This is a genomic window from Acinetobacter sp. SAAs474 (assembly GCF_032823475.1).
In the GTDB taxonomy this organism is placed as follows: Bacteria; Pseudomonadota; Gammaproteobacteria; order Pseudomonadales; family Moraxellaceae; genus Acinetobacter.
Map to the genome: position 1 here is coordinate 33,093 of NZ_CP127915.1, position 13,624 is coordinate 46,716.

The window sequence follows — 13,624 nt, forward strand, 5'->3', positions numbered from 1 at the left end:
AAATCAAGGCAAAATATCATCAGGGACAAAAGCACTGCTTTTCCCTGCCTTATATTTTGCCTTTTTAACTGTAAAAAAATATATCTAGGAGATTGCAATGGCATTGTCTCAACCAGCAACGTTCAATGAAGAATGGTCAGATGAGCGCGTATTTGCCTACCTTAATCAGCTTCCTCCTGAAGGCGTGAATGCAGATTTTCACGTACTTTATCATGCATTTAAACATATGCGTCCAACGGACTATGAACGCTTGTTAAATCAGTTTATTGCCGATGGACGCAATATCAATGCACAAGACCCTGAAGGTCAACGCATTCATGATGTTATTGCACAATATCCACGTCATAAAGATGAATTTTTAGCAGTGTTGGCAAAATTTGCTTAAATGATGATCCTGATCATATAGTAAAAAGCCTGCATCATGCAGGCTTTTTTTATCGGATTAAATCACACTAAAATTTCTCGTTTACCATTGGCACCCATTGCACTCACGATACCACTCTCTTCCATTTGATCAATGATCCGTGCTGCACGATTATAGCCTAAACTAAATTTACGCTGTAATGATGATGTCGATGCTTTACGTGTTTCCAAGACAAAAGCAACACATTGATCATAAAGTGCATCTCGATCTGATGCCCCATCTGCATCTTCAAAACCACGTGAACTTTGCTCTTCATCATACGGTGTTAAAATTTCATCAATATAATTTGGCTCACCACGTTCACGCCATGCATCACAAATCCGATTGACTTCATCATCAGAAATAAAAGCACCATGTACGCGTTCAGGCTCAATTTTACCCGGTCCAAGAAATAACATATCACCATGACCCAATAAGTCTTCTGCACCACCAGCATCCAGAATTGTTCTTGAATCTAGTTTAGAGTTTACACGTAGTGCTACTCGGGTCGGGATATTCGCTTTAATTAAACCCGTGACCACATCCACTGTTGGACGTTGTGTAGCCAGTAATAAATGAATACCAGCAGCACGTGATTTTTGAGCCAACCTTGTAATCATTTCTTCTGCTTTTTTACCGACTTGCATAATCATATCGGCAAACTCATCCGCAATAATAACAATCGTCGGCAATGGTGTTAAACGTGGCGCACGACTTTGTGTTGCAGAGTCACTTGGTTTCCAAGTTGGATCAATCAGGTCTTCACCATTTTCAATCGCTTCTTCAACTTTACGATTATAATCGGCTAATTTACGAATTTTTAACAAAGACATTAACTTATAACGTCTTTCCATTTCATTTACACACCAGTTTAAAGCACTTACTGCATCTTTCATGTCTGTTACGACAGGTGTTAATAAATGTGGAATATCATTATAGTTTGCCAATTCCAACTGTTTAGGGTCAATCATGATTAAGCGTAATTGCTCTGGTGTATATTTTAACAGCATTGACAAAATCATGGCATTGACGGCTACGGATTTACCAGAACCTGTTGTTCCAGCAACCAGCATATGTGGTGCTTTCGCTAAATCCGTTAATACAGGATGACCTGAAATATCTTTCCCCATTGCCATCGAAATTAACGCATTTGGATCACGATAAGTTGGTGTATCAAGCAACTCAATCAAGCGCACCATTTCACGGCTACTGTTGGGAACCTCAATACCAATATAAGGTTTACCGGGAATGACTTCTACAACACGGACAGAGGCCATTGACATTGATCGGGCTAAATCACGTGAAATATTGGTAACTTTAGAGGCTTTGACACCAGGTGCTAAATCAAGCTCAAATCTAGTCACTACAGGACCAGGCTGGGCTTCAATCACTTTGGCTTTAACATTGAATTCTTGTAGCTTAATTTCTAATAATTCAGATAATCGTGCCAATTGTTCAGCAGTAAAATTGACTTTTTTATTGGGATCAACCTTATCCAAAATTTCCAATCCGGGTAAGGTGGGCAAATCTTTACGCTTTTGTGCAACTTGCATTGCACGTGACAATGGACGTCCATAACGATCAGTCAAGGGTGCATCTAAATCAAACTCTTCCTCCAGTGGTGCTGCAGCTGTTGCAGTGGTATCTTGCCATGCTTCTCGAAAGGCATCCTTATCCTGCCGAATACGTTCTTTTTCATCGGAAGAAACCAATGGTGCAGCACTTGTTGCGGTATGAATGGCTGCATTTACAAATGGTGTTGACTGTGCATAACTTGCAACTTGTGCTGCTGTTTTTGTAGTCGTCTCAGCAATATCATCCATCAGCAATTGATCTAAGTGATCAAAATCAACATCTGATAATGGTGCTGCAGCAGGGCGTAATCCATCAGCTGATGGTTGGCGAGATGCTGTCGTAATCATCTCTTGATCTGCAACTGGCGTATCTTCAACAATATATAAACCATGATGTGGATCATGAGTCTGCTGCTGAAATGGACGATGCATATCTACAGATTTATGATGAGGTACTGCTGCCAAAAGTTCATCAAAAATTTGATCATCATCCCAATCTACCCGCTGTTGCTCGGATTGATCTGAAGTCTGCATTTTTTCTGTCATATCTATGCCATGATTAGACATAGGATCTAATGTAGACGGTTGCTGATGATCTTGAGAGGCTTTCAGTAATGCATGAATATCCTGATTATGCTGTTGTACAGCATCATCTGCTATCGCACGCCAAACCTCCCCTGTTGATACCACACGATTGGCAATCTCTTGTTCAACTTGATGTGCCTGAGCAATCGTTTGTTCTAATTCAATATGGTGTGCTTGTTCTATGTGTTGAACTGAAACTTTAGCACTGTCATCTAACTGCTGTTGATCTCGTTGATGATTTTCTTTTGCCACAATATCATTAAATAAGCGCTCGGCAGTATGGTCTACAGGCTGTTCTTGTTGAGCAGTATCAAGCTGAATAGACTCGGTTAGCTCATTCTGATTGACCATTTCCTCTCTACGCGGTGCAGAAGCGATGGTCGTGGTCTGTACGATTGGGGTGGTATGTGTAGTGGCTTGTTGTTGTGTTTTCGGTACATGATAAAACAAATCTTGCAAATAAGCAGGTGTAGCTTTTAATGTACTCCATGTCTTATTCCATTTCACACCAAAAGCCAGTGTGAATAAAATCAACCAAAATATAATTAAAAAGAGACTCGCACCATAAATTGTTAATACCTGAGTTAAACTCTGGCCAAGCTCATAACCAATAATCCCCCCTGATGCATTTGCTAAAGTATCGCTAGGTACCTGCCAAAATAGATACAATAAACTTGAGGTCGCCAAAACAATAAAAAACTGTGCAGCATAACGAAATGACCGATTTAAAAAGCTATGTGGCCACCACAATTGAATCGCTTCAGTAAATAAATAGATTGGAACTAAAAACATTGCCCAGCCCAAAAAGCCAAACAGTAAATCTGCAATCCATGCGCCAATCACACCACTTGCATTGGATACCGTTTGGGTATCACTAGAAAGATGCATCCATCCCGGATCAAATGGAGTATAAGTCACTGTCGCAAGGAACAGATAAATTCCAAATGAAATGAGAAATATTGTCACTATTAAGCGCTGTACATATGTACTCGACACCGCAGTCATATACTGTCCTGTAAGCCTGTATTCATCATATTTTTATGCTAAAGTCATTCAACTTTACATCATTCGTTCATATGCTATTATGCACATCTTCATCAGAAAATGATGCATTATTCTTTACGTGTGTTGTTAAGTTATGCTATGCAGCATCATGATTGATGATTTAAAACTATCCTGCTTACAAAAGCATCTTTATCTGCCACAGCATATCGTATAATACGCATCAATTGATCATAAATTAAACTAGATCAATAGTTCATATCAAAAGTTAATCTCACAATACTCAATCACCATCATTCGATATAGCTCAAATCGATTTAGATGATCAGTAATATCGAGTTTAAACAAGCACAATTGTGCAAGAGTTTCACGTATAATTTTAGCAAGATCTAAATAAAAAGGATGTAATTAATGAATGTACGTCACTCACGTCTCATTATTCTTGGTTCTGGCCCGGCAGGCTATAGTGCAGCCGTTTATGCCGCACGTGCAAACTTAAAGCCAATGCTGATTGCGGGTTTACAATTGGGTGGGCAATTAACCACCACAACTGAAGTTGATAACTGGCCGGGTGATCCAGAAGGGCTAACAGGTCCTGCACTGATGGAACGTATGCAAGCACATGCAGAGCGTTTCGGTACAGAAATTGTTTATGATCATATTAATGAAGTTGATTTTAGCCAACGCCCTTTTCGCCTTAAAGGTGATATGGAAGAATTTAGCTGTGATGCACTCATTATTTGTACAGGTGCCACTGCACAGTATTTAGGACTTGAATCTGAAGCCGCATTTATGGGTCAAGGCGTCAGTGCTTGTGCAACATGTGATGGCTTTTTCTATAAAGGCCAAAAGGTGATGGTGGTTGGTGGTGGCAACACTGCTGTAGAAGAAGCACTGTACTTATCGAATATTGCCGCTCACGTTACACTGGTACATCGCCGTGACAGTTTACGTGCAGAAAAAATTCTACAAGACCATCTTTTTGAGAAAGAAAAAGAAGGTAAAATCAGTATTATTTGGAATCATCAAGTCGATGAGGTACTCGGTGATCAAACTGGCGTTACCGGTATTCGTCTACAGTCTACGCAAGATCAATCTACACAGCATATCGACGTTTCTGGTCTATTTGTAGCGATTGGCCACAAGCCAAACAGTAGCATGTTTGAAGGTCAACTGCAGCTACGTGATGGCTATATCCAAGTACAAAGTGGTACTTCAGGTAATGCCACTCAAACCTCTGTACCAGGTGTATTTGCTGCGGGTGATATTGCAGACAGTATTTATCGCCAAGCCATTACTTCGGCTGGTTCTGGCTGTATGGCAGCATTAGATGCAGAAAAATATCTCGATAGCTTATAATACGTCAATTTAGTGTTGACTATTTTTTGATTCAATATCCCATACAATCTGTTCATGGTTAGAATATAACTTTAACTAACCATTCAGATTGTATGGCGTAATATAACAAATTTGAAACTCGTACCACTAAGATAAAATTAAAATGACCAAATCACTCAAATAATGTCCTTAGCATTTAACTTTAGCGACCACTTTGGGTAGTATAAATTAAGAAATTATTATGAATACAGTAAACTCATGCTTGCACCCTCCAGTTATTACTTTCCAGATCCTATTGAAGCCGATCCAGAGGGTGAAGGACTGATCTGTATTGGCGCAGACCTTTCTCCTTCGACGCTTTTTGAAGCTTATACACATGGCTTATTTCCTTGGTTTTCTAAAAATGATCCTATTTGTTGGTGGTCTCCCGAACCACGTTGTATTATTAATCCAGCCAGCTATAAGCCCAGTAAGTCATTATTACGAAATATGAAAAAATTTGATTATCAAATTACAATCAATCATGATTTTAATCATGTTATTCGTGCATGTTCTTTACCACGTCGCTATGCTGATGATACATGGATTAGTGAAGATATTATTCAAGCTTATTGTGCACTCTTTGATGCAGGCTATGGTTATAGTATTGAGGTTTGGGAACAGCACAATATCATCGGGGGACTTTATGGTGTAAATATTGGTCATGGCTGCTTCGGCGAATCTATGTTTAGCCATAAAACAGACGTATCAAAAATGGCCTTCTATTGTTTAATGCTGATTGGCATTACAGAAAAATTACCTTGGATTGATTGTCAATTGGTCAATGATCATCTGCTACGTCTTGGTGCAACAACGCTTTCTCGCCAAGATTACTTAAAATCACTAAAAACGGTCATCGATCAACCATCGATTGATTGGAAAATTTATCAAGAACGTGTATTTTCAAGTAAAAGTATCGCAGAAAATAATTACCTAATAGAGTGAAAAATAACAGGGAGCTTACTATGAATTCTTATCAACCAGAAGCCCTATTAAATGAATTACAATATTATATTACCCCCCCTCATGCCTGTAGCTATTTAAAAGACAAATCGTCACGCATGGTATTTTTAGATCCTACTCATAAAATTGATGTCGTGACCTTATCAGAACTTTCACGTGTAGGATTTCGTAGAAGTGGTGATTTTATTTATCGACCCGAATGCCACTTATGTCGGCAATGTATCTCATCACGGGTTCCTGTCGCGCTATTTCGCATCAATAGTGCACAAAAAAAAGCATGGAAAAAAAATAAAGACTTAATACTTAAAATAACACCTACCCAAGATGCAACCCTACAACATTATCAACTGTATGAACGCTATATTACGACACGCCATGCAGATGGCGATATGTATCCCCCAAGCCAAGATCAATTTGATAAATTTTTAGTACAAAGCTGTACCCATAGTTTTTTCTTAGAATTTTGGCTTAATGAAAAACTCATTGCCGTATCTACCTGTGATCAGCTTGATGATGGCTTATCTGCGGTTTATACTTTTTTTGACCCTGATGAAAGTCATCGCTCACTGGGAACTTTTGCAATTTTAAAACAAATTGAATATGCCAAACAGCTTAATCTAGATTATGTCTATTTAGGCTATTGGGTACCACATTCCGATAAAATGAATTATAAAGTCCAATATTTACCACTAGAACTGCTGTTAGATGGCCAATGGCGAAAACTCAATAAAATATTAAGTATGCAAGAGATTCATCAACTTGGCCAATCGCTCATGACAACGCTACCCACAGGATGGGATGATTCCATGATAAAATAATGAGTGTGATTTATTGAAATAACCGCGAAAAATCATCTGTACATGATTTCACCATAATAATGGCATGCTCACGTGTACCATGATGATGAGGATAGTAATTTTTTCTCAAATCAATTTGATGGAAGCCATTTTTTTCATATAAAGCGATAGCGGCAAGATTACTTTCACGTACTTCTAAAAAAATTTGTACTGGCTGATTGTCCAGCATCTGAATAGATTGCTCAAGCAACTGAAAGCCATAGCCCTGCCCCTGAAATTGAGGATCAATGGCCATCAATAATAAATTCGCCTCATCCAATACTGGCTGTAATATACAAAAACCAATGACTTGTCCTTGTATCTCAAATACTGTGGCTTGATAACTATCCACCGCTTCTTCAAACTGTGTTGCGCGCCAAGGATGACTTTGTACACGGTTTTCAATGGCAGTAACACGTGCGACATCGGCTTTTGTCATTAATCGAATCATGTGTCTAAACTTTATACCAGTTTCTATTTTAAAGTGCTCAGCAAATATAAAAAAGGCACCCTAAAAGGATGCCTTTTTCACACAGCAGTGATTATGCAATTACTTTAGCAACTACACCAGCACCAACTGTACGACCACCTTCACGGATTGCGAAGCGTAAACCAGCATCCATTGCGATTGGGTGGATTAATTCTACTGACATTTCTACGTTGTCACCAGGCATAACCATTTCAACGCCATCTTTAAGTGAGATCGCGCCAGTTACGTCAGTTGTACGGAAGTAGAACTGTGGACGGTAACCGTTAAGGAATGGAGTATGACGACCACCTTCTTCTTTAGAAAGTACGTATACTTCTGCATCAAATTTAGTGTGCGGCTTGATTGTACCTGGTTTTGCAAGTACTTGACCACGTTGTACGTCTTCACGCTTAGTACCACGTAGAAGAATACCACAGTTCTCACCTGCACGGCCTTCGTCAAGAAGTTTACGGAACATTTCAACGCCAGTTACAGTTGTTTTAACTGTATCTTTAATACCAACGATTTCAACTTCTTCGCCAACTTTAACGATACCAGTTTCTACACGACCAGTAACTACTGTACCACGACCAGAAATTGAGAATACATCTTCAATTGGCATTAAGAATGGAAGGTCAATTGCACGCTCTGGCTCTGGGATGTAAGAGTCAAGTGCTTCAACAAGTGCAACTACTGCATCTTCGCCATACTGACCCGCTTCACCGTTAAGTGCAGCAAGTGCAGAACCACGGATTACTGGAGTGTCATCACCTGGGAAGTCATAAGTAGAAAGAAGTTCACGTACTTCCATTTCTACTAATTCAAGTAATTCTTCGTCATCAACAAGGTCGCATTTGTTTAAGAATACAACGATGTATGGTACACCTACTTGGCGAGAAAGTAGGATGTGTTCACGAGTTTGTGGCATTGGACCATCAGTCGCAGCACATACAAGGATCGCACCATCCATTTGCGCAGCACCAGTAATCATGTTTTTAACATAATCGGCGTGTCCTGGGCAGTCTACGTGCGCGTAGTGACGGATTGGAGAGTCATATTCTACGTGTGAAGTATTAATGGTAATACCACGTGCTTTTTCTTCTGGAGCAGAGTCAATTGCAGCGTAATCTTTTGCTTCACCGCCGAATTTTTTTGCACAAACAGTTGCAATCGCAGCTGTTAAAGTTGTTTTACCATGGTCAACGTGACCAATTGTGCCCACGTTAACGTGTGGCTTATTACGTTCAAACTTAGCCTTAGCCATGAGATCTTCCTTTGTAAACTACTCATGGAGGATCGCTCCATGAGCACTTGGTTTTTAACTATGAATTAGTTTGGGCTTATAGTAATCGAAAGATTACTCGTCGTCACCTTTTTTACCGCCAGACTGGAATTTAGAAATAATGCCTTCCGCCACGTTACGTGGAGTTTCAGCATATTTAGCAAATTCCATAGAGTAGGTTGCACGACCTTGAGACATTGAACGCATGTGTGTTGCGTAACCAAACATCTCTGCCAATGGAACTTCTGCACGGATTGCTTTAGTACCACCAGGTAAATCATCCATACCTTGAACCATACCACGACGACGGTTTAAGTCACCCATGATATCGCCCATGTAGTCTTCTGGAGTTTCTACTTCAACTTTCATGATCGGTTCAAGAAGGATAGGATCTGCTTTCATGAAACCATCACGGAACGCGTAAGAACCTGCCATTTTAAACGACAATTCATCAGAGTCGACATCGTGGTAAGAACCATCAAATAATGTCGCTTTAATACCCACAACAGGGTAACCAGCAAGGACACCATTCTTCATACGTTCTTGGATACCTTTGTCTACTGCACCAAAGAATTCTTTTGGTACAACACCACCAACAACTTCTTCAGCAAATTCGTAATCTTTACCAGCTTCAGGATCAAGCGGTTCTAAACGTACATAGACGTGACCGAATTTACCTTTACCACCAGTTTGACGAACGAACTTACCTTCTTGTTCAACCGATTTTTTAATCGTTTCACGGTAAGCTACCATTGGTTTACCAATATTCGCTTCAACGTTGAATTCACGTTTCATACGGTCAACAATGATGTCAAGGTGAAGCTCACCCATACCCGCAATAATCGTTTGACCAGATTCTTCATCTGTACGTACGCGGAATGATGGATCTTCTTTCGCCAAACGACCAAGCGCAACTGACATTTTTTCTTGGTCAGCTTTAGTTTTTGGTTCAACTGCAAGTGCAATTACTGGCTCAGGGAATTCCATACGTTCAAGTGTAATGATATTGTTTTCATCACACAGTGTATCACCTGTTGTTGTATCTTTAAGACCTACACACGCTGCGATATCACCTGCACGAATTTCTTCGATATCGTGACGATCGTTTGCATGCATTTGTACGATACGACCTACACGCTCACGCTTCATTTTTACTGGGTTATAACACGGGCTACCCGCTTTAAGCACGCCAGAATAAACACGAACGAAAGTCAAGTTACCTACGAATTTGTCATTCATGATTTTGAATGCAAGTGCAGAGAACGGTGCTTCGTCAGATGCTTCACGAGAACCTTCTGTTTCGTCTTTGTCATCAAGGATACCCTTGATCGCTTCAACGTCAGTTGGTGCTGGTAAGAATTCAATCACTGCGTCCAACATACGTTGAACACCTTTGTTTTTGAATGCAGAACCACAAAGCATTGGCTGAATTTCGTTTGCAAGTGTACGGGTACGTAAACCTTTAACGATTTCTTCTTTAGAAAGCTCGCCTTCTTCCAAGTATTTGTCCATGAGTTCTTCTGATGCTTCCGCAGCAGCTTCGATCATGTTAGTACGCCATTCTTGCGCCAATTCTACTAAGTCAGCAGGGATTTCACCATATTCGAACTTCATACCTTGAGATGCTTCATCCCAGATAATCGCTTTCATTTCGATAAGGTCAACAACACCTTGGAAGTTTTCTTCTGAACCAATTGGAACAACGATTGGCACTGGATTACCGCCAAGACGTGTTTTTACTTGCTCAACTGCACGGAAGAAGTTTGCCCCTGTACGGTCCATTTTATTTACGAACGCAATACGAGGTACTTTATATTTGTTTGCTTGACGCCATACAGTTTCTGACTGAGGTTGTACACCACCAACAGCACAATAAACCATACATGCACCATCAAGAACACGCATAGAACGCTCAACTTCGATGGTGAAGTCAACGTGTCCCGGAGTATCAATTACGTTGATACGGTGCTGATCGAACTGGTTGCCCATACCTTTCCAGAAGCATGTTACAGCTGCTGAAGTAATAGTAATACCACGTTCTTGCTCTTGTTCCATCCAGTCTGTAGTCGCAGAACCTTCGTGAGTTTCACCAAGTTTATGGCTCTCACCTGTATAGAACAAAATACGTTCAGACGTTGTTGTTTTACCTGCATCAATATGCGCAGAGATACCAATGTTACGGTAACGAGAAATTGGGGTTTGACGTGCCATGATTTCTAGCATTCCTAAATTTTGTTGTTTAAAACAGGACGCTTTAAGCTGCCTAGCAACTTAAAGCGCTTGTGTGACAAAACAATGAATTTGTTTTGAACACATTCCTGACTAAGGCCTGTTTTAGCTGCTTAGAAACGGTAGTGAGAGAATGCTTTGTTGGCTTCAGCCATACGGTGCACATCTTCACGTTTTTTAACTGCTGCGCCTTTACCTTCAGCTGCATCAAGCAACTCACCAGCAAGACGTAAAGCCATAGTTTTTTCAGAACGCTTAGCAGCAGCATCTACTAACCAACGCATCGCTAAAGCTGTACGACGGGATGGGCGTACTTCCATAGGAACTTGATAAGTAGCACCACCAACACGGCGTGCTTTTACTTCAACCATAGGGCGAACTTTTTCAAGCGTAGCTTCGAAAAATTCAACTGGGTCTACTTTAGATTTTTCTTGAACGCGGTCTAAAGCACCGTAAACGATACTTTCAGCAATAGATTTTTTACCATCTTGCATTACGTGGTTCATGAATTTAGCGATTGTTTGGCTACTGAATTTAGGATCCGGAAGGATTTCACGAGCAGCGACTACGCGACGTCTTGGCATTTTTAACTACCTATAAATATGACACTTCAGGTTTATCCAGCATGAGTACAAAGTGTCATGTACATTCGCTGGCCTTACTACACGTCGCTTGAATTTCACAAAATTAAATGCAGAAATCAGACAAGCGAGACGATAAAGGATTGCGGTGCTACAGTCTGTCAAAAATAATCTAAACAGATTATTTCTTAGGACGTTTAGTACCGTATTTAGAACGAGACTGGTTACGATCTTTAACACCAGCACAGTCTAAAGAACCACGAACGGTATGGTAACGTACACCTGGTAAGTCTTTAACACGACCACCACGGATCAGCACAACACTGTGCTCTTGTAGGTTATGACCTTCACCACCGATATAGCTTGATACTTCAAAGCCAGAAGTTAAGCGTACACGGCAAACTTTACGCATTGCTGAGTTAGGTTTTTTAGGTGTAGTTGTATAAACACGTGTACAAACACCACGACGTTGTGGACAAGCCTTCAACGCAGGAACTTTAGATTTTTCAACTAAAGTTGTGCGACCCTTACGGATCAACTGATTTGTTGTTGCCATTTGGCAATTCTCCCGTTAATAAAAAGCCCCAAAAAACTACTACTTTTTGAGGGCACACAATTGTATGTCAATATAAAAAAATGGTCAATATTCGACATTTTCGCAAATAAGGTATTTTTTTCACAATAGTATTTGAATTTATTCATTTTTTTAGTGATATTTCTTAACCTTTATCTTGATTGGAGATATTTTGTTTAACTTTTTCTAAAAAAATACGACATTAATCATGCGAAGACGCTATCTAAAACCAGAACAAGCAACTGATTTTTTATGTTTGATTAAGATGATGCTTTCAACTCGGATTGTTCAACAGCAATCTCTGTCGTGACTGGTCGATCGGAATGAACCATGTTCAGTGTTGAATCCAACTCGGATATATTTTTATCCGCTAATGACATGGTTTGAATATCCGGTGACTGATCGTCTGATCTTTGTGCAACATGATCATCTATTTGATTAACAGTACTTAGAGGTTGCTGCTGTGCAGCTAAAGCATATTGATAAGCTGTTAAAATATCATATGAATGATCTGGATATTGCAACTGGTATTGACGTGCAGTCGCAAAAACTTGTTGTGCCTTGTCATTGACATCAGCAATAAATTTCCAGCCATAAGTTGCCCCAATGGTTGCACCTACAACAGGACTTAGCTTGGTGAATATCGATAGATCAAGATGATTTAACCAAGACCATTTAGACTCCTCCGTACTATGAGTTAACCATTTTCGTAAAATTTCAATATCATTACCTGAACCCATCAATTGCTGTAATGTTTCAATATCATGAACTTGCAACATATTAGCAACCGTTCTGATACCGGCCAACAATGTATGTTTCTCGGCCAAAGCAGTTAAGTCAACATGGTTAAAGATATATTGTACGGTTTGTTGTCCATCGGGATGATTTAAATCAAAACCATAAGCGCGGCCTACTTGATAAATGGTACGTAACGATAAAATAAGACAAAGTGGGATATCCAGCGATGAGCCTACAATTCCTGTTGCTCCGCTGATGACACCTTGTATCGATGCAAGCCATTTATTTTGTTCAGCCAATGCCTGACTCAGGCGTTTTGAACGCTCCACATCAACGCTTAAAGCCGCCAGATCTGATTCACCCGCTTGCTCTAAAACACCATCAATCGAAGCTAGCCGGTTGCTGAATTGATTTAACTGCTGAAAGCAATACTGAGAAATCTTATCTGTAACCTGAGCAGGTATCCAATCGCTCGCCTTATTCACCACGTGAGAATGACGTCCGAGCAATTGTTGTGTCATCCATGGCAATTGCTTACGCAGCATATCTTCGGGATTTTTATATTGCTGTGCTGCAAATATTGGTTTTATTCGAGCAGTACCCTCTATCACTTGCCCTACAGTAGTCGATGACATAGGTGTAAAAAAATAATCTGGAGAATTTTGACCAATAAAATTTAAGCCGGCGTGACTGAGCTTTTTAGCCACTCCAAAAGCGTTCGAGAGCAATCCTCTGGAATGTTTATTATGAGAATTTTGCATTTACCCTCCACCATTAATTTATACATTTATAGCTGATAAATACTAGGCATAGTCAGTATTTATCTCAACTTTATTATGTTTTTTTTAGTTAAACAACCATAAACCTGTGTCAAAAACTCGCAAACGGGAAATAGGCATAAGATTTGCCATAAGAATTCAAAAATCTTTCTGTTATTATGTTGGCAAGTTAAAAAGCGATAAAGAATGTTGTTACTTTAGTCTGTCGATATGCTACAGCTACAATTACACA

At 39.9% G+C, this 13,624-nt stretch carries 11 protein-coding genes; 4 read left to right on the forward strand and 7 right to left on the reverse strand.

What is annotated here, in order from left to right:
- Positions 1–97: 97 nt before the first annotated feature.
- Positions 98–385, forward strand: a complete 288-nt coding sequence (locus QSG86_RS01250; protein WP_317032506.1) for a PA4642 family protein — start codon at positions 98–100, stop codon at positions 383–385.
- A gap of 62 nt (positions 386–447) precedes the next feature.
- On the opposite strand, the gene QSG86_RS01255 is transcribed toward QSG86_RS01250, so the two are convergent.
- Positions 448–3,567, reverse strand: coding sequence for a DNA translocase FtsK (locus tag QSG86_RS01255; protein WP_317032507.1), 3,120 nt, complete (start codon positions 3,565–3,567; stop codon positions 448–450).
- Between the two features lie 408 nt (positions 3,568–3,975).
- On the opposite strand from QSG86_RS01255, the gene trxB reads away from it, so the two are divergent.
- From trxB to QSG86_RS01270, 3 genes are all read left to right on the forward strand, one after another.
- On the forward strand, positions 3,976–4,923 hold the full coding sequence (trxB, locus tag QSG86_RS01260; RefSeq protein ID WP_317032508.1) for a thioredoxin-disulfide reductase: 948 nt from the start codon (positions 3,976–3,978) through the stop codon (positions 4,921–4,923).
- 237 nt (positions 4,924–5,160) lie between these two features.
- Entirely contained in the window at positions 5,161–5,886 is a 726-nt protein-coding gene (gene aat, locus QSG86_RS01265) for a leucyl/phenylalanyl-tRNA--protein transferase (RefSeq protein WP_317032509.1), read from the forward strand.
- A gap of 20 nt (positions 5,887–5,906) precedes the next feature.
- Positions 5,907–6,722, forward strand: a complete 816-nt coding sequence (locus tag QSG86_RS01270; RefSeq protein WP_317032510.1) for an arginyltransferase — start codon at positions 5,907–5,909, stop codon at positions 6,720–6,722.
- A 10-nt stretch (positions 6,723–6,732) separates the two neighbouring features.
- Here QSG86_RS01270 and rimI read toward each other — a convergent pair whose 3' ends face one another.
- The 6 genes from rimI to QSG86_RS01300 form a co-directional block, all read right to left on the reverse strand.
- On the reverse strand, positions 6,733–7,191 hold the full coding sequence (gene rimI, locus QSG86_RS01275; protein WP_317032511.1) for a ribosomal protein S18-alanine N-acetyltransferase: 459 nt from the start codon (positions 7,189–7,191) through the stop codon (positions 6,733–6,735).
- A gap of 91 nt (positions 7,192–7,282) precedes the next feature.
- The gene (gene tuf, locus QSG86_RS01280; RefSeq protein ID WP_317030193.1) at positions 7,283–8,473 is read right to left on the reverse strand and encodes an elongation factor Tu; all 1,191 of its coding nucleotides are present in this window, start codon (positions 8,471–8,473) and stop codon (positions 7,283–7,285) included.
- Between the two features lie 93 nt (positions 8,474–8,566).
- Positions 8,567–10,702, reverse strand: coding sequence for an elongation factor G (gene fusA / locus QSG86_RS01285; protein WP_317032512.1), 2,136 nt, complete (start codon positions 10,700–10,702; stop codon positions 8,567–8,569).
- Between the two features lie 131 nt (positions 10,703–10,833).
- The gene (gene rpsG, locus QSG86_RS01290) at positions 10,834–11,304 is read right to left on the reverse strand and encodes a 30S ribosomal protein S7 (protein WP_067728659.1); all 471 of its coding nucleotides are present in this window, start codon (positions 11,302–11,304) and stop codon (positions 10,834–10,836) included.
- Positions 11,305–11,482: 178 nt separating this feature from the next.
- Positions 11,483–11,857 carry a 30S ribosomal protein S12 gene (gene rpsL, locus QSG86_RS01295; RefSeq protein WP_002050319.1) on the reverse strand — a complete coding sequence of 125 codons (375 nt, stop codon included), beginning with the start codon at positions 11,855–11,857 and terminating at the stop codon, positions 11,483–11,485.
- Between the two features lie 278 nt (positions 11,858–12,135).
- Positions 12,136–13,374, reverse strand: coding sequence for an EcsC family protein (locus tag QSG86_RS01300; RefSeq protein WP_317032513.1), 1,239 nt, complete (start codon positions 13,372–13,374; stop codon positions 12,136–12,138).
- Positions 13,375–13,624: the final 250 nt, after the last annotated feature.

What these genes read in the sequence shown, in the direction of transcription:
- tuf (WP_317030193.1), bottom strand. Translation starts at nt 8,473, where the DNA reads ATGGCTAAGGCTAAGTTTGAACGTAATAAGCCACACGTTAACGTGGGC.
- trxB (WP_317032508.1), top strand. Translation starts at nt 3,976, where the DNA reads ATGAATGTACGTCACTCACGTCTCATTATTCTTGGTTCTGGCCCGGCA.
- rpsL (WP_002050319.1), bottom strand. Translation starts at nt 11,857, where the DNA reads ATGGCAACAACAAATCAGTTGATCCGTAAGGGTCGCACAACTTTAGTT.
- QSG86_RS01270 (WP_317032510.1), top strand. Translation starts at nt 5,907, where the DNA reads ATGAATTCTTATCAACCAGAAGCCCTATTAAATGAATTACAATATTAT.
- rimI (WP_317032511.1), bottom strand. Translation starts at nt 7,191, where the DNA reads ATGATTCGATTAATGACAAAAGCCGATGTCGCACGTGTTACTGCCATT.
- rpsG (WP_067728659.1), bottom strand. Translation starts at nt 11,304, where the DNA reads ATGCCAAGACGTCGCGTAGTCGCTGCTCGTGAAATCCTTCCGGATCCT.
- QSG86_RS01300 (WP_317032513.1), bottom strand. Translation starts at nt 13,374, where the DNA reads ATGCAAAATTCTCATAATAAACATTCCAGAGGATTGCTCTCGAACGCT.
- aat (WP_317032509.1), top strand. Translation starts at nt 5,161, where the DNA reads ATGCTTGCACCCTCCAGTTATTACTTTCCAGATCCTATTGAAGCCGAT.
- QSG86_RS01250 (WP_317032506.1), top strand. Translation starts at nt 98, where the DNA reads ATGGCATTGTCTCAACCAGCAACGTTCAATGAAGAATGGTCAGATGAG.
- fusA (WP_317032512.1), bottom strand. Translation starts at nt 10,702, where the DNA reads ATGGCACGTCAAACCCCAATTTCTCGTTACCGTAACATTGGTATCTCT.
- QSG86_RS01255 (WP_317032507.1), bottom strand. Translation starts at nt 3,567, where the DNA reads ATGACTGCGGTGTCGAGTACATATGTACAGCGCTTAATAGTGACAATA.